Below are 25,124 nucleotides of genomic sequence, written 5' to 3' on the forward strand. Positions count from 1 at the left end.
CCAGTTCCGCCGAACGGCCCGTGAAGCCGAGGGGGCGGGGCGGGAGTGTGGCGGTCGCTACCGGTACCGGGCCGTGGGCGGTGAACGGTCCCGCGGACTGGCTACCGTCCGGAGTTGTTGTCGGGGCGTCGGTCGACCGACTTGGCGGTGAAGGGGGAGTTGAAGGTGCTGCCTCGAAAGTCGAGGTGGTCTCCTCCGTACGTGGAGCCGCGAAAAGGACCCTCCCGGGGCTCGGGTTCCGCCTGGCCGGGTGTCGCTCGCTTCGGGTCCAGTTCGTGGAGTACGGCGATGGCGGCCGCGGCGGCGTTCGCAGCGGCGCGGGGCTGGGAGCCCTCGGCGTCGGCGGTGGACTTCTGCGCGTTCGCCTTGTCACTGATGCCCCGGATGATCAACGCGCCCGCCTGTCCGGCGAGATGGACCGCGTGGGCGACGCCCGAGCTCTCCATCTCGATGGCGACCGCGTCGTTGTAGCTGGTGCGGATGCGGGCGGCGAGTTCGGAGTCGGCGTCCGCGAGGACCACGTCCCCGACCGCGATCGGCTTGAAGTGCGCCTTGCCGCGCAGGGCTTCCTTGGCCGCCTGTTCCAACTCGTGCGAGGCACGCCAGGCTTCCGGGCGGACCATGAATCCGTCGGGGGTCTGCTTGCCGCCCTGGACTGCGTACACCTTGGTCGCTACGACGACATCGCCGAGGTTGATGTCATCCTTCAGGCTGCCCGCGACTCCGACGAACAGCACCGCCTCGGGCTCCAGCCACGACAGCACGCGTTCCGTGAGTGTCGCCGCCGTCAGGGTTCCCTCGCCCATGTCGACCAGGGCGACGTACCAGGGGGTGCCGGCGAGCCTGCCCCGCCGGGCGCGGGTGCCGTAGCGGGGGTGCTTGAGTTTCTCGACGTCCGAGAGGTGCGTGAGGACCGCGTCGTATTCGAGCGGAAGCGCGGTGAGGATCGCTACGGTGGGTTTTGTCTCCGGCACAGACTCAACGGTACTGCCAAGTGGGCTGGGGAGACCGGGTATTGGGGGGTGCGCGGTGAGCGGGTACGGCGGGGATCATCTCGACTTCCGGGGAGGGGAGTTCAAGGGCTCCTTCACGGCGAAGGCTGAGTACCGGGAGCACGCGCCCGCGCCCAGCGCCCTTGACGCCCTCCCCGCGCGGGCGGTCGGCTTCACCGGCCGGGAGCCTGAACTCCGGGAGCTGCTGGCCGCGTTCGACCCATCCGCGCCCAATGCCGCGTCGGAAGCGGTGGTTGTCGCGGCGGTCTCCGGGCTCGGCGGTATCGGCAAGACCGCGCTCGCCGTCGAGGCGGGGTACGAGGCGCGGGGGAAGGGCTGGTTCCCGGGTGGGGTGCTCTTCGTCGACCTGCACGGGTACGACAAGGAGCCCGTTGTGGCCGAACAGGCCCTGGAGGCACTGCTGCGGGCGCTCGGTACGGAGCCGGAGCACATCCCGACCGGGGTGGACGCGCGAGCCGCGCTCTACCGCTCGGCCCTCGCCGCCCGCGCCCGCGAGCGGGGTCCCGTACTGATCCTGGCCGACAACGCGTCCTCGCCCGCCCAGGTACGGCCCCTGCTGCCAGGCGGTGCGGGGCACCGGCTGTTGGTCACCTCCCGCGACCGGCTGCCCCAACTGGGTGCCCGGCTACTGGCGTTGGGCGAACTGACGCCGGAGGAGGCGTACGAGCTTCTCGATCGTGCGCTGCGGATCGCCCGCCCTGCCGACAGCCGCGTCGCGGACGACCCGGAGGAGGCCGCGCACCTCGCCGCCCTCTGCGGGCACCTGCCGCTGGCCCTCCAGATCGCGGCGGCACTGCTGGTGGTGGACTCGGGCAGGCCGGTCGCTGAACTCGCCGCTGAACTCGCCGCGTCCCGTGACCTGCTCGGCCACCTCAACGACGGCGAGCGCGATGTCCGCGCGGCCTTCGACCTGTCGTACCGACGGCTGTCGCCCGAGCAGGCTCGCGTGCTGCGTCTGCTGGCGCTGGCGCCGGGGCCGGACGCGAGCGATGAGGTCGTCACCGCGCTTGTCGGGGCGGACACCCCTCCGATCCGGGACCTTGAGGCCCTGGTTCGCGCGCATCTCGTCGAGCGGGGGCGGGAGAGCGGGCGTCGACGGTGGCGGTTGCATGACTTGGTGCGGGTGTTCGGGGTGGGTGTGGTGGCGGGGGATGTGGGGTGGGTGGAGGAGGGGGAGGTGGCTCGGGGGCGGGTGCTGGACTTCTATTACGAGTGGGCGGATGCGGCTGATGACTGGTTGCGGTGGTTTCCGGGGAGGGAGGTGCCGGGGCGGTTTGGTGGGCGGGGGGAGGCGTTGGGGTGGCTGGACGGGGAGCGGTCGGGTCTGGTGGCTGCGGTGGGGTGGGCGGAGCGAGAGCAGTCCGCGGGTACGGTGGTGCGATTGGCCGCCTGTCTGGGGGAGTACCTGGACTGGCGGCGGTATTTCGATGACGGGGTCGTGGTGGGCCGGGCCGGGGTGGAGGGCGCTCGCCGTTTCGGGGACCGTACGGCCGAGGCCATCGCGGAGGACAACCTCGGCCTCGCCCTGGTGGAGGTGGGTCGGGTGGAGGAGGCGGTCGAGGCGCACACTCGGGCCCGCGACCTGTGCCAGGCCGTAGGGGACCGTGACGGCGAGGCCGACGCGTGGGACAACCTCGGTCTCGCCCTGCGGCAGGTGGGTCGGGTGGAGGAGGCGGTCGAGGCGCACACCCTGGCCCGCGACCTGTGCCAGGCCGTAGGGGACCGTCACGGCGAGGCTGGATCGTGGAACAACCTCGGCCTCGCCCTGGTGGAGGCGGATCGGGTGGAGGAGGCGGTCGAGGCCCAGACGCAGGCCCGTGACCTGTACCAGGCTGTCGGGGACCGCCTCCGCGAGGCCCGCGCGTGGCACTGTCTCAGCTTCGCCCTGTTGGTGGCGGGCCGGGCGGTGGAGGCGGTCGAGGGGTATGGCCGAGCGCTGGAGGGCTACGGGGAGTTCGAGGACTGGTACTGGACGGGCCAGGTATTTCACAACCTCGCTGTCGTCCACGAGGACGCTGGCTGTCCTGCGGAGGCCCGTGCCTGCTTGCTCCAAGCCGCCGACGCCTTCACCCGGGCCGGTGACACCGCCAAAGCCGACCGGGCCCGCACCCGGGCCGAGGAGCAGCAAGAACCACTACCCACCCCACCTCTCACCCCTTAACAGCCCCACCCAAAGCAAACCCCCCGCCCAACCGCCGCGCCACCAGCACATACAACAAAATCACCGGCGTCGAATAAACAACGGAGAACGCGGCCAGCTGCCCATAAGCCACCATCCCCCGGTTCCCGAAGAACTCGTTGATGCTCACGCTCGCCGGCATCTGATCCGGTGTGAGGAGCAGCATGAACGGGACGAAGAAGTTCCCCCACATCATCACGAACGAGAAGACGGTCACCACCGCCACCCCCGGACCCATCAGCGGAAGCACGATCCGTACGAGGGACTGAAGCGACGACGCCCCGTCCGTCCACGCCGCCTCCTCCAACTCCTTCGGTACGCCGTCCATGAAGTTCTTCATCAGCCAGATGCCGAACGGGAGTTGGGACGCGGCGAAGAAGAAGATCGTGCCCTGCATGGTGTCGATCAGATTCACCTGCACGAACAGCGCGTACACCGGGACCATGATCGCCGTGATGGGCAGGCTCGTCGCGAAGAGGATCGTCAGGAGGAACGGGCGGTTCAGGCGCGACTGGAACCGCGACAACGGATACGCGGCCAAGGCCGAGCACACCACCGTCAGCAAGGTGCCACTTCCGCACAGGATCAGGCTGTTGAGGAGGGGGGTGAAGGTGATGTCCGGTTTGAGGATCGCGTGGAAGTTGTCCAGGGTCAGGCCGTCGGGGGCCTTCACCTTGAGGTCCGCGTGCGGGTCGAGGGAAGAGAGGATCACCCAGAGCAGCGGCAGCGCGAACGTGGCCGCGACCACCAGCAGCCCCGCATCCGCCGCCAGGCGACGGCTCGTTCGGCGCGAGGAGCGGGAAGTGAGGGAGAAGCGGGACGAGACGGGGAGTGCCATGCGGTCAGACCTCCGTTCGCAGCAGGCGCAGGTACAGCACGGAGAAGAGTGAACCGACCAGGAGCAGCAGCAGGGCGACCGCCGTGCCGTAGCCGATCATGCTGTTCTGGAAGGCCTGTTCGTACATGAAGAGGGGGAGGGTCTGGCTCTTGTCGCCGGGGCCGCCTCGCGTCATCACCCAGATCAGGCCGAAGACGGAGAGGGTCTGGAGGGTGTTGAGCATGAGGTTCGTGCCGATCGAGCGGCGGATCATCGGGAGCGTGATGTGCCACATGCGGCGCCAGCCGCCCGCGCCGTCGACCTCCGCCGCTTCCGTGATCTCCTGGGGGATCTCGTTCAGGGCCGCTGAGTAGACCAGCATCGAGAACGCCGTTCCGCGCCAGACGTTCGCGAACGACACCGCCAGGATCGGGAGCGTGAACAGCCAGTTCTGGGACGGGAGATGGAGCCAGTCCAGGATGGCGTTCAGGGTGCCCTCGCGGCGGAAGAAGGCGTAGAGGAGGAAGCCCGCCACCACCTCCGGGAGTACCCATGCCGTGATCACGATCGCGCCCGTGAGGGTGCGGATCGGTTTCGACGCGCGCTGCATGAGGGTGGCGAGCGCGAGGCCGAGGGTGTTCTGGCCGACCAGGGACGACAACACCGTGAACACCAGCGTCAGCCATACCGCGTTGAGGAATTCCGCGTCCTTGAAGGCCGTACGGAAATTCTCGAAGCCTACGAAGGACGAGTGGGCCTGGCCGGTGAGTTGGAGGTCGGTGAAGGCGATGTAGGCGCAGTAGCCGATCGGGACGGCCAGGAAGAGGAGCAGGAGGATCAGAGCGGGGGAGAGGGGGAGGAGGTGGTGGGTGAGGATGCGGATGCGGGCTCGGGGGCGGGTGCCGGTGCCGTTGCCGTTGTGGGGGTGTTGCTGGTGGGGGGCCGGGCCCGGGGTGGTCTTCGGTGCGTCCGGGCCCGTCGCTTGCCGGGGTGCGGTGGTCACTTCTGGGTGACCTGGTTGTCCGTGGCCGACTTGAGTTCGTCGTCGTACGAACTCGCCGCCTTGTCCACCGACATGTCGCCCGTCGTCACGCCTTCCATCGCCTCCTGGATGGCGGTGGAGACCTTCGGGTACGCCGGGTAGGCGGGGCGGTAGTGGGTGCTCGCGACCAGGTCCGTGAAGAACTTGATGCCGGGCTGGGCGGTCGCGTACGCGGGGTCGGCGGCGACGTCTTTCCGCACGGAGATACCGGAGTTGGCGATGTACCACTTCTCCGCGTTCGCCTTCGTCTGCATCGTCTTGATGAAGTCGAAGGCGAGGTCCGGGTTGCCGGCCTTGGAGGGGATCGCCCAGGTCCAGCCGCCGGACATACTCACCTTGCCGGGCGCCTGGCCGTTCTGCGTGGGCATGTACGCGAGCCCCAACTCCTTTGACCAGTCCGGCCATTCGTGCCCGCTGCCCTTCAACCAGGCCTGGGGCAGCCATGATCCGTCGAGCGCGATGCCGAGTTTGCCCTTGGGGAGGAGTTCACCGGCCACGTAGGTCTGGATGTTGGGGTCGAGGGCGTCGGACACGTCCGGGCCGAGCTTCTCCTTGTAGACGGTGTGGACGAAGGAGAGTGCGTCCTTGAAACCCTGGCCGCCGGCGATCCACTTCTTCGTCGACTTGTCGTAAAGGGGGTCCGTGGTGCCGTCGTTGGTGCCGTAGAGCAGCATCTCGAAGCCCTGCATGGTGGCGGCTTCGCCGGCCGGTTTGCCGGTGTAGACGTTGAGGGGGGTGACGTTCGGGACCTTCTGCTTGATCGTGCGGGCCGCGGCGAGGACGTCGTTCCAGGTCTTGGGTTGCCAATTCGCCGGTAGGCCGGCCTTCTTGAAGATTCCCTTGTCGAACCAGAGGCCGCGGGTGTCTGTTCCGTCCGGGACGCCGTACGTCTTTCCGTCCTCGGCCTTGGCCGCCGACTTCGCCGTGTCGATGAACTGGTTCCAGTCCGGCCACTTGTCGAGGTAGGAGTCGAGGGGCTTGAGGTAGCCGGAGGTGATGTCGCTGTTGATGAGGAACGTGTCCTCGTAGACCAGGTCCGGGGCCGTCTTGGGGGAGCGGAGCATCTGCTGGAGCTTGGTGTAGTACTCCGAGTCCGGGGCCTTGATCGGGACGAGCTCGACCTTCTTGCCCGGGTACTGCTTCTCGAACTGCTTCTTGATGTCGGCGAGGTAGGTGTCCATCACCTTGATGGAGTTGTCCGTCGACTGCTTGAAGGAGATCTTGACGGTGTCCGGGCTGCTGCCGGATCCGCTGCCGCAGGCGGTGAGGGTGGTCGCGGCGAGGGAGAGGGCGGCGAGAGCAACTAGGGGTGTGAGTACGGCAGTTCGGCGGGGGCTGGCGGCGGTGGGGCGCACGGGCACGACCTCCTACGGGCTCACTGCGGTGTGGCCTGGGCGGATGGCTGCCCGGTGAAGGTAAGTGGAGTGGTCTAGTCAGGTCAATGAGTCTGCGGCGGATTGGGTATCTGCGGCTTCGGTGGGGGCGTTGGCTCGGGTGTAGGCCTCGGAGGCATGGAGGAAGGCGATGCGGGCCGCGGTGGGGCGGCCGGCGGTCTTGTGGGCGAGGGCCAGATTGTGGAGGGTCCGCGCCTCGCCGTACCAGTCCTCGAACTTCCGGCAGATCTCAAGTTCCTTGCCATACGCCTCGATCGCCTGCTCTGTCCGACCCATCTGTAGATGGACGTTGCCGAGGTTGTTCCACGCCCTGGCCTCGCGGTGTCGGTCCCCGGCCGCCTGGTACAGGTCGCGGGCGCGGATGTGGGCCTCGAGCGCTTCCTCCGGCCGACCCGTCTCCAGCAACACGTTGCCGAGGTTGTTCCACACAATTGCCTCACGGAGGGGGTCTCCGACTAATTGGAACAGGTCGCGTGCCCGTGTATGGGCGTTGATTGCTTCCTCCAGTTGGTGCACCTTGAACAAGGCGTTGCCGAGGTTGTTCCACACCATGGCCTCATGGAGCTGGTCCCCGACAACTTGGAACAAGCTGCTGGCCTGGGTGTAGGCCTCGATCGCCTCTCCCACCTGTCCCAATTCCAACCGGGCGTTGCCGAGGTGATTGCACGCCTTGGCCTCGCCCAGTTGGTTACCGGCGCGGCGGACGGCCTCACGCTCGGCCTCCGCGACAGCGATCCAGTCGTCGAAATACCGCCGCCAATCCAAGTACACCCCGAGATGCTCGGCCAGTCGCACTGCCGCAGCCGCGAACCGCTCCTCCCGCGCCCACTGCACCGCCGCCACCAGCCCCGCACGCTCGCCGTCGAACCATGCCAACGCCTGCTTTCGGTCCCCGAACCGCTCGGGCTCCGCTGTCCCCGGTAGCCACCGCAACCGGCGATCAGCCGCATTCGCCCACCGGCAGTAGAACGCCAGAACCCTCTCCCGCCCTGCCTCCCCCTCTTTCCGCAACCCGACATCGCCGGCCACCACACCCACCCCGAACCCCCGCACCAGGTCATGCACCCGCCACCGCATGGCGGGAGCCGTCCCGTCGACACAGCGAACCGGCGTGACGAGATGGGTGGCGGCCAGTTCCTCCAACAGATTGAGCGCGGGCTCCAGTTCGAGGTCGACCAAGGCCGCGATCGCCTCTGCCCCGGTCTCCGCACCTGGAGCAAGGCAGAGCAGCCGTAGCAACCGGGCCTGTTTGGGCGGCAGTCGGCGATACGAGGTCTCCAGCACGGGGCGCAGCACGAGTGACCGGCCGTACAGGTCCGTCCCGGGGCTGCCCTTGTCGAGTACGACCGTCGGGTCCCCGGCCTCCCGGATCTCGGTCACCAGTGATGCGATGTCACGGTGTCTGCGCCTGCGCAGCATCCCAGCCGCGATCTGAAGAGCAAGCGGCAAGTGCCCGCAGAGATCTACCAGTTCACGCAGCGCGTCCGGCTCCCGCCCCGGCCGTTCGTCCCGCTCGTCGGTCTCCTGCAGGGCGCGGGTAACCAAGGCGACGGATTCCGCCGGATCGAGCGCCTCAAGGTCGATGAGCCGCATCGGAAGGGCGTCGGAACGGTCCCGGGACGTGATGAGCACCCGGTGATGATCCGACCCCGGCAGCAACGGCACGTACTGCGACGGATCCGACGCGTTGTCCAGGATCAGCAACATCCGCTCCCGCCGCTTGGCGAGAAGCCCCCGGTACACGTCGTACTGCCGCTCCGCAGTCGGCGGCAGATCCTGCCCCTGCACACCCAACGCGTCGAGCAACGCCAGGACCGCCTGGTCAGCCGTGACCGGATCGTCGTCGTACCCGCGCAGATCTACGAAGAGTGTCCCGCCAGGGAACCAACCCTGCGCCCGGGCTCGGTGCGCCGCCTCCACAGCCAGCGCGGTTTTGCCGATGCCGCCCATGCCGGTGACGGCGAAGATGAGGATAGGGAAAGCTGCTGGGTCGTCCTGTTCAGGTGTGAGGTGTCGGAGCAAGCGGTCCAGTTCCGCCGAGCGCCCGGTGAAGCCCAGCGGCCTTGGCCGCAGCGTCGCGCTAGCCCGGGGAACCGGCCCGTGAGTGGTACCCCTACCCCCGCCCGTCAACCCGCTTCCCGACGACGGGCCCGTTAAAGGTCCCTCCCCGGAAGTCGATGTGATCTCCCCCGTATGTCGCTCCGCCGCCACCTCGATGGGGCTCCTCCTCGGCGCCGGCGGAACCCTCGCGCGGCCGGTGCTTCCGCAGCAGCGCCACCGTCACCAACGCAGCCTGCTTGGCGGCGCGTTGCTGTGACCCGGAGGCGTCGTCGTCGGACTTGTCGTCATTGGCGCGATCGCTGATGCCACGGACGACCAGGGCGTCCAACTGCCCGTTCAGATGGGCCGCTTGGAGAGCCCCGGAGCCCTCCATCTCGATCGCACCGGCGTCGTTGTAGTTGCTGCGGATGAACTGAGCGATCTCGGACTTGGCGTCCGCCAGCACCACATCGCCCGTCGCGATCGGAACGAAGTGCGCACGGACATCGGGCATGTCCCGTACGGCCGACCGCGCCGCCTGCTCCAACGCGTGCGACCCCGGCAGAGCCTTCGGCCGGACCAGGAAACCCTCCGGCGTCTGCTTCCCGCCGTGGATCTCGTACACCTGCGTCCCCACGACGACGTCACCGATCCCGATGTCGTCCTTCAAGCTGCCCGCGACTCCGACGAACAACACGGCTTGCGGATGAAGCCAGTTGATGAGCTGAGTGGTGAGCGCGGCGGCTCGGTCGGATCCCACGCCCAGTTCGCTCAGGGCAACATGCCATGGGGTGCCGGGGAGTTGACCCCGTTCGACTCGGGTTCGGTCGGAAGTGACAATTTCCTCTCGCTGCTCGACGTACGCGCGAACGGCGGCGTATTCGAGAGGGAGTGCGGTCAGGACGAGGACTGTGGGCTGCGGCTCCGGCACACTCATAAGGTACTGCGGGGGAAGGGAATCGAGTGCCGGAACAGGACGTAACGGTCGGGCAGTTGTTGCTCGCCGAGTACCAGAGCATCAAGGACGAGCAGAAGGCGCGGATCGGGTTCCGGGACAACCTGCTCTACGTCACGTTGGGCGTCGTGGCCGCCGTCATCGCCGCCGCCGCGCAGGCCAAGCAGGCGTCGATGCTGCTGGCGTTGCCGCCGGTGTGTGTCGTGCTCGGGTGGACGTACCTCGTGAACGACCAGAAGATCTCGGCGATCGGGGCGTACGTCCGCGACGAACTCGGGCCGAGGCTCGCGGTGTTGGCCCAACCGGGCGGTGGGTTCGAGGCGTTCGGGTGGGAGACCGCGCATCGGGGGGACCGGCGGCGCGGGTCCCGGAAGGCGGTTCAGGTCGTGGTTGATCTGACGGCGTTCTGTGCGGTGCCGTTGGCCGCGCTGGTGGTGTTCTGGGTGGATGCGGGGAGCGGGCTGCTCGTTGCCATCTCGGGGTTGGAGGTGCTCGCTGTGGCAGGGCTGGCTTGGCAGGTCGTCTGGTACGCGAAGGCGGCGTGAAGTCCCGCCCGAAGCCCTACCGTTGACCCACTGGGGGCAGGCGGCGTGAGCCTGGTACGGAACGGTGGGACGAGTGCATGAAAGCTGCGCTGTTGGAGGCTCTGTCCGCGGGGGCCGGTGGGGACGCGGGGCGTTGTGCGGTGGCGGAGCTGGCGCGGAAGCTGGGGCTCGATGGTGGGGCGTCTGCGCGCGAAATCGCCGAGGCGGCTAACGATCCCGCGTGGCGCGATGCCGTACGCGAGTGGGGTGAGGCTCTGGCTGAGCTGCTCTCCGCTGATCCGGATGGTGCTGCCGGTGCGGTTGCGCGGGCCATGGGGCGTGGGACTACGGCTTCCTGGTACGACGGGGACCACGCCGATTTCCGGGGCGGGGTCTTTCTGCGTGAGGTCGTCGGCGTACAGGTCGTGATTCAGCGGGGTGGCGCTGCCGTACCCGAGGCGTTGGCCGGGTTGCCGCCGAGGCCTGGCGGGTTCACCGGACGGGAGGAGGAGACGACGGCGTTGCTCCGGGCGCTGGATCCAGCCGGGGAGTCGAAGGAGACGCCGGCGGTTCTCGTTGCTGCAGTGTCCGGACTCGGTGGCATCGGTAAGACCGCGCTGGCAGTCGAGACCGCGTATCTGGTCTGCGGGCGGGGGTGGTTCCCGGGTGGGGTGCTGTTCATCGACCTGCATGGGTATGACCAGGAGCCGGTCACTGCTGACCGGGCGCTCCAGGCGTTGTTGCGCGCGCTTGGCACCCCGCCGGAACACATGCCGGCCACGGCGGACGAACGGGTGGCGCTCTACCGTTCCACGCTGGCGGCGCGTGCGCGGGAATACGGTGCGCTGCTCGTGCTGGCCGACAATGCGTCGTCGCCGGATCAGGTACGGCCGTTGTTGCCGGGGGACGGTCGGCATCGTGTGCTGGTTACCTCTCGGGACCGGTTGCCCCAACTGGGCGCGCGGCTGGTGTCGTTGGACCAGCTCACGCCGAAGGAGGCGTACGAACTTCTCGACCGAGCCCTGCGGATCGCCGACCCGCACGACACCCGGGTTGTCGATGGCCCCGACACGGCCGAGCAACTCGCCCTTCTCTGCGGACATTTGCCGCTGGCGCTACAGATCGCGGCCGCGCTGCTGGCGGAGGATCCGGGCAAGCCGGTGATTGAACTCGTGGTGGAACTGGGGGAGTCCCGCAATCGGCTCGATCATCTTGACGACGGTGAGCGGAGCGTCCGTGCTGCCTTCGAACTCTCTTACCGCCGGCTGTCGCCCGAGCAGTCGCGGCTGTTGCGACTGCTCGCCCTTGCGCCCGGGCCGGAGGTGAGTGCCGAGGTTGTTGCCGCATTGGTCGGAGCCGAGGCGCCTCCCGGGCGGGAGTTGACGGCTTTGGCCCGTGCGCATCTCGTAGAGCGGGGGAGTGGCCGCGGGTGGTGGCGGTTGCATGACTTGGTGCGGGCTTTCGGGGTGGGAGTGGCGGCGGGGGACGCGAGGCTGAGGGAGGAAGGAGAGGCGGCGCGGGAGCGTATGTTGGAGTTCTACTTCTTGTGGGCGGATTTGGCTGATGACCGGTTGCGGTGGCTGCCAGGGCAGCCGAATCCGGAGCGGTTTGATGATCGGGCGCAAGCTTTGGCGTGGTTGGACGGGGAGAGGGCGGGGCTGGTCGCGGCGGCGGTGCAGTGGGCGCGGGAGGAGCGGTTCGCGGACATTGCGATTCGGTTGGCCCTATGTCTGGGGGAGTACCTGAATTGGCGGCGATATCTCGACGACTGGATCGCTGTCACGGAGGCCGCACGGGAAGCTGCTCACTGCGCGGGGAATCAGCCGGGCGAGGCCATGGCATCGGGCAACCTCGGCATCGCCCTGCGGCAGGCGGGCCGGGTGGAGGAAGCCATAGACGCCCACACCCGCGCCCGCGATCTGTTCCAGGCCGTTGGAGATCGCCAAGGCGAGGCCAATGCGTGGAATAACCTCGGAGGATCTCTGATAGAGGCGGGCCAGGTAGTTGAGGCGGTCGAGGCCCATACTCGGGCTCGTGATCTGTTTCAGGCCGCCAGTGACCGTCGGGGTGAGGGCAAGGCGTGGGACAACCTCGGCCTCGCCTTGCTGGACGAGGGCCGGCCAGGTGAGGCGATCGGCGCCCATACTCGGGCTCGTGATCTGTTTCAGGCCGCCGGTGACCGCCAGTGCGAGGCTATGGCGTGGAATAACCTCGGCAACGCTCTCCTGAACTCGGGCCGGACGGAGGAAGCGACCGATGCTTACGGCAAGTCCCTTGAGATCTGCCGCCAGTTCGAGGACTGGTACGGCGAGGGGCGATCTCTCCACAACCTGGCCCTCGCCTACCGGACCGTCTACCGCCCCACCGAAGCCCGCACCGCTTACCTACAATCCGCCGCCGCTTTCACCCGAGCCAACGCCCCCACCGAAGCCGCCCGTTCCCGCACCCGAGCCGCCGCCCTACCCAACCCCCCACTCACCCCTTAACCCACCGATACTGCAACTCAGGCCGCCCCACAGTCCCGTACTGCGGACTACGCGCCGCCCTCCCCGCCTCAACCAAATGCTCCAAATACCGCCGAGCAGTAATCCGAGAAATCCCCACCGCCTCCGCAACCCCCGCCGCAGTAAGCCCCTCCCCACAGTCCCGCAGAGCGACAGTCACCTTCTCCAACGTCGGCGCACTCAGCCCTTTGGGCAACGCCGCAGGCGACGGCGCCCGCAGAGCAGCCAACGCCCGGTCGACCTCGTCCTGACCGCTCGCCTCACCCGCAGCCGCATGGAACTCGGCATACCGCACCAGCCGATCCCGAAGCGTGGCGAAGGTGAACGGCTTCAGCACGTACTGCACGACCCCCAGCGACACCCCCTCCCGCACCACGGCCAGATCCCGCGCCGAGGTCACCGCGATGACGTCGGCGTGATACCCGGCCGCCCGCAAGGACCGAGCCAGCTGCAGGCCATGCGCATCCGGCAGATGCAGATCCAGCAGCAGCAAATCCACCTGCGTCCGCTCCAACGCCCGCCGCGCCTCCGCCCCGGTGTGCGCCTTGCCGACCGCCACGAACCCCGGCACCCGGCCGACGTACATCACGTGCGCGTCGGCGGCGACGGGATCGTCCTCCACGATGAGGACACGGATCGGCTCGGCCGTACTCATGAGTTGCCACCTTCGGAAACAGAACCCTGTGACGACGCCCGCGCACGACCCGAACCCGAACCCGAACCCGAACTCGCACCCGCACCTGAACGCGCCCCCGAATCCGCCCCCACCCCCCACAAAGGCAACCGCACCTCGAACACCGCCCCGCCCCCCTCCGCCTCAGCCACCGTCAACGTCCCCTCATGCCGATTCACCGCCTGCCGCACCAACGCCAACCCCAACCCCCGACCCCCGGGCCCGGCCGGCTTCGTCGAGAAGCCCCGTTGGAACACCGCCTCCGCGTGCGCCGGATCCACCCCCGAACCCGTATCCGCGACCCGTAGCACCAGCGCCGAACCGTCCGTCCCCGCCTCCGTGTACGCCGTCACCGTCACCCGCGCCCGCAGGCTCCCCTGAGCCGCGTCCACCGCGTTGTCGATCAGGTTGCCGAGGATCGTCACCAAGTCCCGCGCGGACAGCGAATCCGGCAGCAGGCCGTCGTCCATGCTGCTGTCCTCGGACACCACCAACTCCACGCCCCGCTCGTTGGATTGGGCCGTCTTGCCGAGCAACAGGGCAGCCAGCACAGGTTCGTTGACCGCCGAGACGACCTGGTCCGTCAGCGTCTGGGCCAGCTCCAGTTCGGCCGTCGCGAAGTCCACCGCCTCTTCCGCGCGCCCCAGCTCGATCAGCGAGACGACCGTGTGCAGGCGGTTCGCCGCCTCGTGGGCCTGTGACCGCAGCGCCTGTGTGAAGCCGCGCTCCGAGTCCAACTCGCCCATCAGCGACTGGAGTTCGGTCACGTCTCGCAGGGTCACCACCGTTCCGCGACGCTCACCGCCCGACACCGGCGAGGTGTTCACCACCAGCACCCGGGACGCCGTCAGATGGACCTCGTCCACCCGCTCCTCCGACGACAGCAGTGCGCCCGTCAACGGCGCCGGCAGGCCCAGGCTTGCCACCGACCGGCCCACCACGTCCCCGGTCACCCCGAGCAACTCCCGCCCGCCGTCGTTCATCAGCGCCACCCGGTACTGACCGTCGAGCATTAGCAGCCCTTCGCGCACCGCGTGCAGCGCGGCCTGGTGGTAGTCGTGCATGTGGCTCAGCTCGGTCGCGTTCATGCCGTGGGTGTGGCGGCGGAGGCGGGCGTTGACGACGTACGTGCCTACGGCACCCAGTGCCAGGGCGCCGGCCGCCACCCCGATCAGTGCCGTGACCTGGTCCTGCACCCGCTGGGTGATCGCCTCGACCCGGATGCCGGCGCTGACCAGGCCGATGACCTTGTCGCCGCTTTTGACGGGGGTGACCGCGCGGACGGACGCGCCGAGTGTGCCGGTGTAGGTCTCCGTGAAGGAGTCGCCCTTCAGCGCGGGCTTGATGTGGCCGAGGAACTTCTTGCCGATCTGGTTCCGGTCCGGGTGCGTCCAGCGGATGCCCTGCGGATTCATGATCGTGATGAAGTCCACCTGGGTGTCCCGCTGGACCTTCAGGGAGTACGACTCCAGGTGCGCGGTGGGGTTCGACGTACCGATCGCCGCGATCACCGACGGCGAGTCCGCGACCGAGCGCGCCACCGCCATCGCCTGGCGGCCGGCCGCGTCCTCGGCCTGGCTGCGGTCGCTGACGTAGGTGAACAGCGCGTACCCGGCGACGACGACCGCTATCAGCACGGCCTGCATGCCGAAGAGCTGGCCGGCGAGGCTGCGGGGGCGGGGGACGCGGGGAATGCGCATGGGATCAGTGTGCCTCCCCGTCTCTCCGCAGCTCACCCCTCTGATTCCCGTATCTACGCCCGGTTGGTCAAGCGCGAACTAATTGGCCTCTCCCGACTCCGCGGAGGGGGACTCTCCGACTCCGCGCCGCTGTCCGGCACTCCTTCGAAGATTTCCTGCTTCAACACCGGCCGCCCGCCCGGAGATTCTCCGTTGGGGTCTTACACCGGCTCCACAGGCCGACACCGCCAGCCCGGCGGCCAGGACGTTCTTCGCCGCGTTCTCATCCCGGTCGTGGTGTGCCCCGCATGCGGTGCAGGTCCATTCCCGGATGTTCAGCGGCATTCTCGCGACCAGATGGCCGCAGGCCGAGCAGGTCTTGCTCGACGGGTACCAGCGGTCCACCGCGATCAGTTCGCGGCCGTACCACCGGGCCTTGTACTCCAGCATGAAACGCAGTTCGGCCCATGAGGCGTCGGAGATCGCACGGGCGAGCGCGCGGTTCTTCAGCATGTTCCGGACGGCGAGATCCTCGATCACGATCGTTTGGTTCTCACGAACGAGACGCGTGGACAGCTTGTGCAGGAAGTCCCGGCGCCGGTCGGCGCTCCGGGCGTGGATCCGTGCGACCCGAGTGCGGGCCTTGTCGTGATTCCTGGAACCCCTCTTCTTACGGGACAGCTCCCGCTGCGCGCGGGCCAGTTTCGCCCGGTCCTTTTTCTCGAACTTCGGATTGACGACCTTCTCGCCGGTCGACAGAGTCACCAGCGAGGTGATGCCCGCGTCGACGCCCACTGCCGCGCGGCTCGTCGGGAGCGCCTTCACCGAAGCGTCTTCGCAGAGCATCGAGACGAACCAGCGTCCCGCGCTGTCCCGTGACACCGTCACTGTCGACGGCACCTGCCCCTTCGGCAGAGGCCTGGACCATGCGATGTCCAGAGGCTCCCGCATCTTCGCCAGGGTCAGTCGACCGTCGCGGTAGACGAACGCCGAGCGGGTGTACTCCGCGCTGTTGCGGGACTTCTTGCGGGACTTGAACCGCGGATAGGCGGAACGCTTCTCGAAGAAGTTCGTGAATGCTCCCTGCAGGTGTCGCAGCGCCTGCTGCAGGGGAACCGAGGAGACTTCGGCCAGGTAGGCGTACTCCTCGGTCTTCTTCCACGCGGTCAGCAGAGCCGAGGTCTGGACGTAGTTGATCCGACGCCGCTCGGTGTACCAGGCGGAGGTACGGGCCTGAAGAGCCAGGTTGTAGACCGTGCGGACACAGCCGAACGTGCGCATCAGCTCAGCCGCCTGCGCGTCGCTCGGGTAGAAGCGGTACCTGAAGGCCCGCTTAACAGGCTCGGTCATTCTCAGAAACTAACAGGGCAGTGTGTGAGCCGTGGACTTAATGAACGTAAGGGTGACCGCTCTCACAAGCCGGGAGATAGTCACCGCAACCCCCGGAAGCAGCCGCCTCCCGGACCGGCCCGCAGAGAGAGCTGTGTGGAGATCCCCTACGGAGATCCACACGGAACTCCGTACGGAAATCCGCACGGAGTTCGGCGCGGACCGCTTGAATTCCCCAAACCCCGGACGTGAGCCGCACTCGCAGCCAGGGTTCCGCCGGTCGTGAGCCGCACGCCGGATGATGCCGACGACGTCGTCAAGGAGGGCAGCCGTGGCCAGCACCCCCGCACCCGCACCTGCCGCACCCGCAGCACCGCCCGTGAAGCGGGACCGCACCCACTACCTCTACATCGCGGTGATCGTCGCGGTCGCCCTCGGCATCGCCGTCGGGTTCGCCGCGCCGGACTTCGCCAAGGAGCTCAAGCCGCTCGGTACCGGCTTCGTCGCGCTGATCAAGATGATGATCTCGCCGATCATCTTCTGCACGATCGTGCTCGGCGTCGGCTCGGTCCGGAAGGCCGCTCAGGTCGGCAAGGTCGGCGGGCTCGCGCTCGCCTACTTCATCGGGATGTCGTTCGTGGCGCTGGCCATCGGCCTGGTCGTCGGCAACATCATCCACCCGGGCAGCGGCATGCACCTGACCGAGGCCGTCAAGGGCGTCGGACACACGCAGGCCCAGGCCGCCGCCGAGGGCCCGGTCGACTTCCTGCTCGGGGTCATCCCGACCACCTTCGTGTCGGCGTTCACCGAGGGCCAGGTCCTCCAGACGCTGCTGATCGCGCTCCTCGCGGGCTTCGCGCTCCAGGCCATGGGCCGGACCGGCGAGCCGGTGCTGCGCGGTGTCGAGTACATCCAGAAGCTGGTCTTCCGCATCCTCGGCATGATCATGTGGGCCGCGCCCGTCGGTGCCTTCGGCGCGATGGCCGCTGTGATCGGCGAGACCGGTATGGACGCGCTCAAAGCGCTCGGCACGATCATGGCCGGCTTCTACGTCACCTGCTTCCTGTTCATCGTGGTCGTGCTCGGCACGCTGACCAAGCTGGTCGCCAAGGTCAACCTCTTCCAGCTGCTGAAGTACCTCGGCCGTGAGTTCCTGCTGATCGTCTCCACCTCCTCCTCCGAGTCCGCGCTGCCGCGGCTCATCGCGAAGATGGAGCACCTGGGTGTCAGCCGCCCGGTCGTCGGCATCACCGTGCCGACCGGCTACTCCTTCAACCTCGACGGCACGATGATCTACCTGACGATGGCCTCGCTGTTCATCGCCGACGCGATGGACCAGCCGATGAGCATCGGCCAGCAGATCGGTCTGCTGCTCTTCATGATGGTCGCCTCCAAGGGCGCGGCCGGTGTCTCCGGCTCCGGCATCGCCGTACTCGCCAGTGGTCTCCAGTCGCACAAGCCGGCCCTGGTCGACGGTGTCGGCCTGATCATCGGCATCGACCGCTTCATGAGCGAGGCCCGCGCGGTCACCAACTTCGCCGGCAACGCCGTCGCCACGCTGCTCATCGGCACCTGGACCGGCGAGGTCGACAAGGAGCGGGTGAACCGGGTCCTCGCCGGTGAACTCCCCTTTGACGAGAAGACGTTGCTCGACGAGAAGGACGGCGACGACCACCTCGACGGCGTGCCCGAGCAGGGCGGCGAGAAGGAACTCGCCAAGGCCTGAGCGCTTCTGCTCAAGCGTGGCGCCCGGGCCGACCTGAACACGGTCCGGACGCCCCACGCACTCCGGGCGGCTGGGTGTCCCCCCGTCGCTCAGCCGCCCGGTCCTTACAGGGACGTAGTTCCTTACAGGGACGTAGTAGGGATGTACTAGCGTGCCGTGCCGTGCCGGAAACCTCCGGCGCCGCACGGCACGTTCACGTTGGGCAGGAGTCACGGGGGCCATGGGCATGAAGATCGACTGGGACCGGCGGCACTGCGCACGGCACGGGCACGCGACGTACGCGCCCGACGAGACGCCATTGCGGGAACGGCTGCGTACCGAGACCGGGTTCGGGGAGGCCTGGCGCTGTCTGCGCTGCGGCGACTTCGTCCTCGGCGAACCGCACGGCTCGGGGCCCGCCGACCACGCCCCGCTGGTACCGCGCGGCAAGGTGCTGCGGGACCTGTTCATCCTGCGCTTCCTCGCGATCGAGCGGGCCGTGCGCGGGGTGTTCATCGTGCTGGTCGCCGCCGCCGTATGGAAGTTCAGCAACAGCCAGGACTCGGTGCGCCAGCTCTTCGACGAGTACCTCGACGTCTTCCGGCCCGTCTTCAAGCACTTCCACTACGACCTCGACCACTCGCCGATCGTCGGCACCATCCAGAAGACCTTCGGCTACAAGCACTCCACGCTGGTCCTGGTCGCCGTACTGCTGCTGGCGTACGCGCTGATCGAACTCGTCGAGGCCGGTGGGCTCTGGTACGCCAAGCGCTGGGCGGAGTATCTGACGGTGGTCGCCACCGCCGCGTTCCTGCCGCTGGAGATCTACGAACTCACCGAACACATCAGCTGGTTGAAGATCGCCACCCTCGTCCTCAACATACTCGCCGTCCTCTACATCGCCCTGGCCAAGCGGCTGTTCGGGCTGCGCGGCGGGCGGAAGGCCTTCGACGAGGAGCGGGAGAGCGCGTCCCTGCTGGAGGTGGAGACATCGGCCGGGGTCATGGTCTGACACTCTGGTTCGAAACGTCGGAACCTGGGCACTACGGAGGCAAACATGGGCGAACCGGGCGGAGTGGAGTTCATGAGCGAGGCCGAGTACGAGCGCCGATACGGCGCCGAACGCGAGGCCTCGCCCCTGTCGTTGCAGCAGATCAGCGAACTCTTCTACGAGTTCCTCGCCGCGGTCGCCCGCCCCAAGACCAAGGACTACGACCCCGCCCGCAACCTCACCGAACGCCTCCGCGCCCACCTCGGCACCGCCCCCGGCGACCGGCCCGTCGTCAAGGCCGCGTATCCGCCGTACGACCTCCCGAACGTGCAGCTCGCGCTGGAGAAGTGGTTCGCCGGGGACGGCCGTTCCTACGAACTGGTCGGCATGCGCGGCGCGCAGAACCGCACCGACCTCACCCTCGGCGACATCCTCGAAGCCGCCGACCGCCACGACCGGTTCACCATCGGGGCAGTCGACTACGCCCACCTCCCCATCTCGCCCGACGCCGAACTCGCCTGTGTCTCCTGCGGGTTCTACCTCGGCGCGGACGGCGAGGACCGGTTCGCGGTGCTGCTGCGCGGACCCGCCGACGAGTACGGGCACAACAAGGTCGAGATCGAAGTCCTCGCGCAGGACAAGGAGTTCGCGGACCGGCTGCTCGCCGAGATCGACGTGCTCGTGCGCGAGCACAACATCTTCCGCGGCCAGGTGCTCTCCTTCGAGGGCTCCGAGTTCGGCCACGGCCTGGGCCCGTTCCGCTTCCACCGCCGCCCCACTCTCACCCGCGACGACATCGTGCTCCCCGAGGGCCTCCTGGAGCGCGTCGAACGCCAGGTCGTCGGCGTGGCCCGCCGCCGCGAACAACTCCGCGCCGCCGGCCAGCACTTGCGCCGCGGCCTGCTCCTCTACGGCCCGCCCGGCACCGGCAAGACCCACACGATCCGCTATCTCCTCTCCCACCTCCCGCAGTTCACGGTCGTCATCCTCTCCGGCACCACCATCGAGGCGATCGGCCCCGCCTGCGCCCTGGCCCGCATGCTCCAGCCCGCGCTCGTCGTCCTGGAGGACTGCGACCTGATCGCCGAGGCCCGCGACCACGGCAGCGGCGAACAGCCCCTGCTCTTCCAGATCCTGAACGAGATGGACGGCCTCGGCGACGACGCCGACGTGGCCTTCCTCCTCACCACCAACCGCGCCGACCTCCTCGAACCGGCCCTGGTCCAACGCCCCGGCCGCGTCGACCTCGCCGTGGAGATCCCCCTCCCGGACGCCCCGGGCCGCGCCCGCCTCCTCGGCCTCTACGGCACCGGCCTGGACCTCGACGAGGAGACCACCGCCGAGGTGGTGACCCGCACGGAGGGCACGACGGCGTCCTTCACGAAGGAGCTGGTACGGCGCTCCGTCCTCATCGCGGCCGAACGCGAGTCGGCACGCACGGAACCCGCCGACCTCCGCGAGGCCCTCGACGAACTCCTCTCGGACCACGACCAGTTGACGCGCCGGCTGCTCGGGGTGTCGTGCCCGGCTACCGAACCGCCCCCGGCAGCCACTCCCGAGCCCGAGTGAAGGTGTAACCGAGCCCGGTGGCACGGGAGTTGTCCATGCCGTAGGAGCGGGCGAAGGAGAACGGGGAGACGGGCTCGCCCTCCATCACCGTCCGGAACACCACGCTCCCGGACGGGAGTTGGGCGGCGAGTGCCGCGCACAGGTCCTCCGTGGTCAGCGGGTCGTGGGAGGCCGCGTTGACCGGGCCGGTGAAGTCCTGGCCGGCCGTCCAGAAGAGGAAGTCGGCGATCTCGTCGACGTGGATGTAGGTCGCCGGGTGGTTGGTGCGGGGGACGGCGATCGGCTCGCCGGTGCGGATGCGGTCCGCGTAGTGGGCCAGGCGGCCGGTGAAGTCGTCGGCGCCGCCCAGGACATGGGCCACGCGGACCGCCGTGTACGGGAACTCCGGCCCGGCCGCCGCGAGCACCGCCTCCGCCTGCCGCTTGCCCTCGCCGTAGTGCGCGTCGAGGAACTCCGGTTCTTCCCAGGGGAGTTGGAGATCCACGGTCACGGCGAGCGGATCGACGGCCGCCTCGCTCACGAGCGCGGGCGAGTCCTCGTACTCGTACACCTCGACCGTCGACGTCATCACATAGCGGCCGGTGCGGCCGGTGAAGACGCGGCGGGCGATGGCCGCCTGGCGCGGGGTGTAGCAGACCTGGTCGACGACGACGTCGAAGGTGCGCGGGCCGAGCGCGGCGCGCAACGCGTCCTCGTCGTCGCGGTCGGCGACCAGGTGCACCACCCCCGCGGGCGGCGCCGACGAACCCCGGTTGAGGACCGTGACCCGGTCCCCGGCGGCCAGCAGCCGCGCGATCAGCCGCTTGCCGAAGTAGCGGTTGCCGCCGATGACCAGGACGTCCCGTGCCTTTTCCATGACCATAATTCTTCGGGCGTACGAGCAGGATCTGAAGGGGGAGACATGGGAGTTCGGGCCGCCGCACCGAAAGAACCACGGCATCCGCGAGCCACCGCCGACGAAACACCGGTGGCCTTCGACGGAGTGGACCGGCAGATCCTCCACCTCCTCCAGACCGACGGCCGGATCAAGCTCAGCGAGCTCGGGCGACAGGTCCGGCTGAGCCCGGCGGCGGTCACCGAGCGGGTCCGACGGCTGGAGGCGGCGGGCGTGATCAGCGGCTACGGCGCCCATGTCGTCCCCGGCCGGCTCGGCTACGGCATCCAGGCGTTCATCCGGGTCGACCCGCACGGCGGCTACACCCTGAAGCACCCCCGCACCCTGGAGCTGATCGAGCGGCCCGAGATCACCGAGGTCCACCATGTCGTCGGCGAGGACTGCTGGATCCTCAAGGTCGCCGTCCGGGACACCGTCCACCTGGAGGAAGTTCTCGAAGCGGTCTCCGCCCTCGGGCGCACCACGACGTCCATCGTGCTGACCTCACCGGTGGAGCGGAAACCGCTGTTGCCCTGACGCCGACGTCAAGGATTACCGTCGTAGACATGCGAATCGGCGAGCTGGCCGCGCGGGCCGGGACCACGACGCGGGCGTTGCGGTACTACGAGTCACGGGGGCTGCTGCCCGCGCGGCGCGGCGGCAACGGGTACCGGACGTACGACGAGGCTGATCTGAAGCTGCTGCGGCAGATCAGGACCTTGCAGGACTTCGGGTTCGACCTGGAGGAGACGCGGCCCTTCGTGGAGTGTCTGCGGGCCGGGCACCCGGAGGGCGACTCGTGCCCGGCGTCGCTCGCGGTCTACCGGCGCAAGCTGGCCGAACTGGACTCCCTGATCGGGGAGTTGCAGGCCGTGCGGGCGGAGATCGGGGTGCGGCTGGCGACGGTCGAGGAGCCACCACCGTTGTGCGAACTGGGAGGGCATGAACTGTGATCGACGCGACCCACGTAATGGACGTGACGGACGAGAATTTCACGGCGGAGGTGATCGGGGCCGAGTTGCCGGTGCTGGTCGAGTTCACGGCGGACTGGTGTCCTCCGTGCCGGCAGATGGCACCGGTACTGCGCGCCCTCGCCACCGAGGAGGCGGATCGGCTGAAAGTGGTGCAGTTGAACGTCGATCAGAATCCGGAGACCACGAACGCCTACAAGGTTCTCTCGATGCCCACGTTCATGGTCTTCCGCGGCGGTGAGCCGGTGAAGGCCATGGTGGGGGCCCGGCCCAAGCGGCGGCTGCTGGAGGAACTGGCCGATGTGATCTGAGGGACCCGGGCCTCTTGACGAGCCTCTTGAACGAGGAAATCCCCTGAGCAATTGCGCTCGGGGGATTCTTTTGCGTATATTCAATGGTTCGCGACTTCACGGGAATTGAGTCGCAAAGAGGCTCAATGAGCACAGTATATAGGTCCGGGAGTGGAATTGTCAAACAGCGATGAAATTCACGGTGAGCAGGAATTCATCGACGGTCTGTACGCACGCGTGGACGCGCTGCGCGGCGCCACCGAGGACTCTGTCACGGACGCGCTCGGGCAGGGCAACACGCCCATGCAGGCCCGGCTGGAGCGGGACATCCTGGTCGCCGAGCGCTCGGGGCTGCTCGCCGCGCTGAACGCCGTGGACGGTTCGCTCTGCTTCGGCCGGATCGATCTGACCTCCGGGGTCAGCCACCACATCGGCCGGATCGGCATCCGCTCCGACGACGCCGACCTCACGCCGATCCTGATCGACTGGCGGGCCGAGGTCGCCCGCCCCTTCTACCTGGCCACCGGCCACACCCCGATGGATCTGCGCCGCCGTCGGCACCTCACCACCGACGGGCGCCGCGTCACCGCCCTGCACGACGAGATCCTCGACCTCGGCGACGCCACCCGCACCGGCCACGAGGACCCCAGCGGCGACGCCGTCCTGCTCGCCGCGCTCAACTCCGCGCGCACCGGCCGGATGAGCGACATCGTGCAGACCATCCAGGCCGAACAGGACGAGATCATCCGCGCGCCCTATCGCGGGGTGCTCGTCGTCGAAGGCGGCCCCGGCACCGGCAAGACCGCCGTCGCGCTGCACCGGGCCGCATATCTCCTCTATGAATACCGGGAGTTGCTCGCGAAGCGGGCCGTCCTGATCGTCGGCCCGAACCCCGCGTTCCTCGGCTACATCGGCGAGGTGCTGCCGTCCCTCGGCGAGACCGGCGTACTCCTCGCCACCGTCGGCGAGTTGTTCCCCGGTGTGAAGGCCACGGCCACCGACACTCGGGCCGCGGCGTCCGTCAAGGGGCGGGCCGACATGGCCGACGTCCTCGCCGCCGTCGTACGCGACTGGCAGTCGCTGCCCGACCCGGTCATCGCGATCGAGCACGACCGCGAGATCCTCATGCTCGACGACGGCCTGGTACGGGTGGCCCGCGACCGCGCCCGCGAAGCCCAACTCCCGCACAACGCGGCCCGGGAGCACTTCGAGGGCCACATCCTCAACACGCTCACCGAGATGGTCGCCGAACGCATCGGCACCGACCCCTTCGACGGCAGCAACCTGCTCGACCCCAGCGACATCACCCAGATCCGCGACGAACTCGCCGAGAACCCCGAAGTCTGGGCCGCCATCGACCAGTTGTGGCCGCGGCTGACCCCGCAGTACCTCGTCGCGGACTTCCTCGCCGACCCCGTGGGCTACGTCTCCGACGACGACGCGGACGCCATCCGGCGCCCGGTGACCCGCGCGTGGACCGTGGCGGACGTACCGCTGCTGGACGAGGCCGCGGAGCTTCTCGGGCGGGACGACCGGGTGCGGCGGGCGCGGGCGCAGCGCGAGCGGGAGGAGCAAGTGTCGTTCGCGCAGGGTGTGTTGGACGTGTCCTTCGCCTCCCGGACGTTCGAGTTCGAGGACAAGGAGGAGGGCGATCCCGAGGGTTCCGAGGTGCTGTCTGCGCACGACATCATCGACGCGGAGCGCTTCGCGGAGCGGCATGAGGAGGAGGATCACCGCAGTGCCGCCGAGCGTGCGGCGGCCGACCGGACCTGGGCGTTCGGGCACATCATCGTCGACGAGGCGCAGGAACTCTCGCCGATGGCCTGGCGGTTGCTGATGCGGCGGAGTCCGACCCGGTCGATGACCCTGGTCGGCGACCCCGCCCAGACTGCGGAGGCGGCGGGTGTCGGCTCGTGGTCGGGGATCCTCGCCCCGTACGTCGAGGACCGCTTCGACCACCGTCGCCTCGGCGTCAACTACCGCACCCCCGCCGAGATCATGGACCTCGCGGCGGCGGTCGTCCGCGCGGAGAATCCGGGGTTCGAGCCGCCGAGTTCGGTGCGGGCCACTGGCGTGCGGCCTTGGGTGCGGGCGACTGACGATCTGCCGGGTGCGGTGGCGAAGGCCGTGGGTGAACTTGCCCCTGTGGAGGGGCGGTTGGCGGTTATCGCGCCTCGGGATCTGCATCGGCGGTTGGCTGCGCGGCTGGACGGGGTGACGGCGGGCGCCGAGCCGGATCTGACGCGGAGTGTCGTTCTGCTTGATCCTCGGCAGGCCAAGGGGTTGGAGTTCGACTCGGTGTTGGTTGTCGAGCCGGGGCGGTACGGGACGAGTGATTTGTATGTGGCGTTGACTCGGGCTACGCAGAGGTTGGGGGTGTTGCACACGGGTTCGCTGCCGCTGAGCTTGGCGGGAGCGGGGGTGGTGTGAGGGCGGCTGGTGTTGGTGGCCGGTGTTGGTGTGGGCGTTCCTGGGGGCTGCGCCCCCAGACCCCCGTCGGCCCTGAAGGGGCCTCGTCCTCAAACGCCGGACGGGCTGGATTTTGCCGGCCTGGGTCAGCAAGTGCCGGACCGGC

At 68.6% G+C, this 25,124-nt stretch carries 20 protein-coding genes; 10 read left to right on the plus strand and 10 right to left on the minus strand.

Annotation, left to right across the window (positions count from 1 at the left end; translation table 11 throughout):
• Positions 1–101: 101 nt before the first annotated feature.
• Entirely contained in the window at positions 102–974 is an 873-nt protein-coding gene (locus SPR02S_RS30330) for a 5'-methylthioadenosine/S-adenosylhomocysteine nucleosidase family protein (RefSeq protein ID WP_019060790.1), read from the minus strand.
• Between the two features lie 55 nt (positions 975–1,029).
• On the opposite strand from SPR02S_RS30330, the gene SPR02S_RS30335 reads away from it, so the two are divergent.
• Positions 1,030–3,174, plus strand: coding sequence for a tetratricopeptide repeat protein (locus tag SPR02S_RS30335; protein ID WP_019060791.1), 2,145 nt, complete (start codon positions 1,030–1,032; stop codon positions 3,172–3,174).
• Here SPR02S_RS30335 and SPR02S_RS30340 read toward each other — a convergent pair.
• The 5 genes from SPR02S_RS30340 to SPR02S_RS30360 form a co-directional block, all read right to left on the minus strand.
• Positions 3,164–4,030 (minus strand): carbohydrate ABC transporter permease, encoded by an 867-nt coding sequence (locus SPR02S_RS30340; protein WP_019060792.1) that lies wholly within the window; start codon positions 4,028–4,030, stop codon positions 3,164–3,166. The genes SPR02S_RS30335 and SPR02S_RS30340 overlap by 11 nt on opposite strands.
• A 4-nt stretch (positions 4,031–4,034) precedes the next feature.
• Entirely contained in the window at positions 4,035–5,012 is a 978-nt protein-coding gene (locus SPR02S_RS30345; RefSeq protein ID WP_019060793.1) for a carbohydrate ABC transporter permease, read from the minus strand.
• On the minus strand, positions 5,009–6,412 hold the full coding sequence (locus tag SPR02S_RS30350) for an extracellular solute-binding protein (protein ID WP_026150987.1): 1,404 nt from the start codon (positions 6,410–6,412) through the stop codon (positions 5,009–5,011). The genes SPR02S_RS30345 and SPR02S_RS30350 overlap by 4 nt, the downstream gene beginning before the upstream one ends.
• Before the next feature lie 72 nt (positions 6,413–6,484).
• Positions 6,485–8,419, minus strand: coding sequence for a tetratricopeptide repeat protein (locus SPR02S_RS30355; RefSeq protein WP_026150988.1), 1,935 nt, complete (start codon positions 8,417–8,419; stop codon positions 6,485–6,487).
• A 139-nt stretch (positions 8,420–8,558) separates the two neighbouring features.
• The gene (locus SPR02S_RS30360; protein WP_026150989.1) at positions 8,559–9,422 is read right to left on the minus strand and encodes a 5'-methylthioadenosine/S-adenosylhomocysteine nucleosidase family protein; all 864 of its coding nucleotides are present in this window, start codon (positions 9,420–9,422) and stop codon (positions 8,559–8,561) included.
• Between the two features lie 26 nt (positions 9,423–9,448).
• Here SPR02S_RS30360 and SPR02S_RS30365 point away from each other — a divergent pair, with 26 nt between their 5' ends.
• Positions 9,449–9,985: a hypothetical protein gene (locus tag SPR02S_RS30365; RefSeq protein ID WP_019060797.1), complete on the plus strand. Its 537-nt coding sequence runs from the start codon at positions 9,449–9,451 to the stop codon at positions 9,983–9,985.
• A gap of 77 nt (positions 9,986–10,062) precedes the next feature.
• Positions 10,063–12,450, plus strand: a complete 2,388-nt coding sequence (locus SPR02S_RS59070; RefSeq protein ID WP_019060798.1) for a tetratricopeptide repeat protein — start codon at positions 10,063–10,065, stop codon at positions 12,448–12,450.
• Here the strand turns inward: SPR02S_RS59070 and SPR02S_RS30375 are convergent.
• The 3 genes from SPR02S_RS30375 to SPR02S_RS30385 all read right to left on the minus strand — a co-directional run bounded on the left by SPR02S_RS30375 (position 12,440) and on the right by SPR02S_RS30385 (position 16,170).
• On the minus strand, positions 12,440–13,123 hold the full coding sequence (locus SPR02S_RS30375; protein ID WP_019060799.1) for a response regulator: 684 nt from the start codon (positions 13,121–13,123) through the stop codon (positions 12,440–12,442). The genes SPR02S_RS59070 and SPR02S_RS30375 overlap by 11 nt on opposite strands.
• A complete protein-coding gene (locus tag SPR02S_RS30380) occupies positions 13,120–14,841 on the minus strand; it encodes a sensor histidine kinase (RefSeq protein ID WP_019060800.1) in 1,722 nt (573 codons plus the stop codon). The genes SPR02S_RS30375 and SPR02S_RS30380 overlap by 4 nt, the downstream gene beginning before the upstream one ends.
• Before the next feature lie 78 nt (positions 14,842–14,919).
• A complete protein-coding gene (locus tag SPR02S_RS30385; RefSeq protein ID WP_019060801.1) occupies positions 14,920–16,170 on the minus strand; it encodes an RNA-guided endonuclease InsQ/TnpB family protein in 1,251 nt (416 codons plus the stop codon).
• Positions 16,171–16,447: 277 nt separating this feature from the next.
• On the opposite strand from SPR02S_RS30385, the gene SPR02S_RS30390 reads away from it, so the two are divergent.
• The 3 genes from SPR02S_RS30390 to SPR02S_RS30400 all read left to right on the plus strand — a co-directional run bounded on the left by SPR02S_RS30390 (position 16,448) and on the right by SPR02S_RS30400 (position 20,414).
• The gene (locus SPR02S_RS30390; RefSeq protein WP_052347074.1) at positions 16,448–17,875 is read left to right on the plus strand and encodes a cation:dicarboxylate symporter family transporter; all 1,428 of its coding nucleotides are present in this window, start codon (positions 16,448–16,450) and stop codon (positions 17,873–17,875) included.
• Between the two features lie 226 nt (positions 17,876–18,101).
• Positions 18,102–18,866: a DUF2127 domain-containing protein gene (locus SPR02S_RS30395; protein WP_026150990.1), complete on the plus strand. Its 765-nt coding sequence runs from the start codon at positions 18,102–18,104 to the stop codon at positions 18,864–18,866.
• A 45-nt stretch (positions 18,867–18,911) separates the two neighbouring features.
• Positions 18,912–20,414, plus strand: a complete 1,503-nt coding sequence (locus SPR02S_RS30400; RefSeq protein ID WP_019060804.1) for an AAA family ATPase — start codon at positions 18,912–18,914, stop codon at positions 20,412–20,414.
• On the opposite strand, the gene SPR02S_RS30405 is transcribed toward SPR02S_RS30400, so the two are convergent.
• Positions 20,374–21,276, minus strand: a complete 903-nt coding sequence (locus tag SPR02S_RS30405) for an NAD-dependent epimerase/dehydratase family protein (protein WP_019060805.1) — start codon at positions 21,274–21,276, stop codon at positions 20,374–20,376. The genes SPR02S_RS30400 and SPR02S_RS30405 overlap by 41 nt on opposite strands.
• 39 nt (positions 21,277–21,315) lie before the next feature.
• Between SPR02S_RS30405 and SPR02S_RS30410 the strand changes: the two genes are divergently transcribed.
• From SPR02S_RS30410 to SPR02S_RS30425, 4 genes are all read left to right on the plus strand, one after another.
• Positions 21,316–21,825 (plus strand): Lrp/AsnC family transcriptional regulator, encoded by a 510-nt coding sequence (locus tag SPR02S_RS30410; protein WP_245607638.1) that lies wholly within the window; start codon positions 21,316–21,318, stop codon positions 21,823–21,825.
• Between the two features lie 29 nt (positions 21,826–21,854).
• The gene (locus tag SPR02S_RS30415) at positions 21,855–22,241 is read left to right on the plus strand and encodes a MerR family transcriptional regulator (protein WP_019060807.1); all 387 of its coding nucleotides are present in this window, start codon (positions 21,855–21,857) and stop codon (positions 22,239–22,241) included.
• A gap of 17 nt (positions 22,242–22,258) precedes the next feature.
• A complete protein-coding gene (gene trxA / locus SPR02S_RS30420; RefSeq protein WP_043258585.1) occupies positions 22,259–22,570 on the plus strand; it encodes a thioredoxin in 312 nt (103 codons plus the stop codon).
• A 156-nt stretch (positions 22,571–22,726) separates the two neighbouring features.
• Entirely contained in the window at positions 22,727–24,979 is a 2,253-nt protein-coding gene (locus SPR02S_RS30425) for a HelD family protein (protein WP_052347075.1), read from the plus strand.
• Positions 24,980–25,124: the final 145 nt, after the last annotated feature.

Origin of the sequence: Streptomyces prunicolor NBRC 13075 (assembly GCF_000367365.1) — a bacterium.
Classification (GTDB): Bacteria; Actinomycetota; Actinomycetes; order Streptomycetales; family Streptomycetaceae; genus Streptomyces; species Streptomyces prunicolor.

Coding starts and splice junctions, on each gene's coding strand:
- SPR02S_RS30340 (WP_019060792.1), bottom strand. CDS start 4,030: ATGGCACTCCCCGTCTCGTCCCGCTTCTCCCTCACTTCCCGCTCCTCG.
- SPR02S_RS30360 (WP_026150989.1), bottom strand. CDS start 9,422: ATGAGTGTGCCGGAGCCGCAGCCCACAGTCCTCGTCCTGACCGCACTC.
- SPR02S_RS59070 (WP_019060798.1), top strand. CDS start 10,063: ATGAAAGCTGCGCTGTTGGAGGCTCTGTCCGCGGGGGCCGGTGGGGAC.
- SPR02S_RS30375 (WP_019060799.1), bottom strand. CDS start 13,123: ATGAGTACGGCCGAGCCGATCCGTGTCCTCATCGTGGAGGACGATCCC.
- SPR02S_RS30380 (WP_019060800.1), bottom strand. CDS start 14,841: ATGCGCATTCCCCGCGTCCCCCGCCCCCGCAGCCTCGCCGGCCAGCTC.
- SPR02S_RS30385 (WP_019060801.1), bottom strand. CDS start 16,170: ATGACCGAGCCTGTTAAGCGGGCCTTCAGGTACCGCTTCTACCCGAGC.
- SPR02S_RS30390 (WP_052347074.1), top strand. CDS start 16,448: ATGATGCCGACGACGTCGTCAAGGAGGGCAGCCGTGGCCAGCACCCCC.
- SPR02S_RS30395 (WP_026150990.1), top strand. CDS start 18,102: ATGAAGATCGACTGGGACCGGCGGCACTGCGCACGGCACGGGCACGCG.
- SPR02S_RS30400 (WP_019060804.1), top strand. CDS start 18,912: ATGGGCGAACCGGGCGGAGTGGAGTTCATGAGCGAGGCCGAGTACGAG.
- SPR02S_RS30405 (WP_019060805.1), bottom strand. CDS start 21,276: ATGGTCATGGAAAAGGCACGGGACGTCCTGGTCATCGGCGGCAACCGC.
- SPR02S_RS30410 (WP_245607638.1), top strand. CDS start 21,316: ATGGGAGTTCGGGCCGCCGCACCGAAAGAACCACGGCATCCGCGAGCC.
- SPR02S_RS30415 (WP_019060807.1), top strand. CDS start 21,855: ATGCGAATCGGCGAGCTGGCCGCGCGGGCCGGGACCACGACGCGGGCG.
- trxA (WP_043258585.1), top strand. CDS start 22,259: ATGGACGTGACGGACGAGAATTTCACGGCGGAGGTGATCGGGGCCGAG.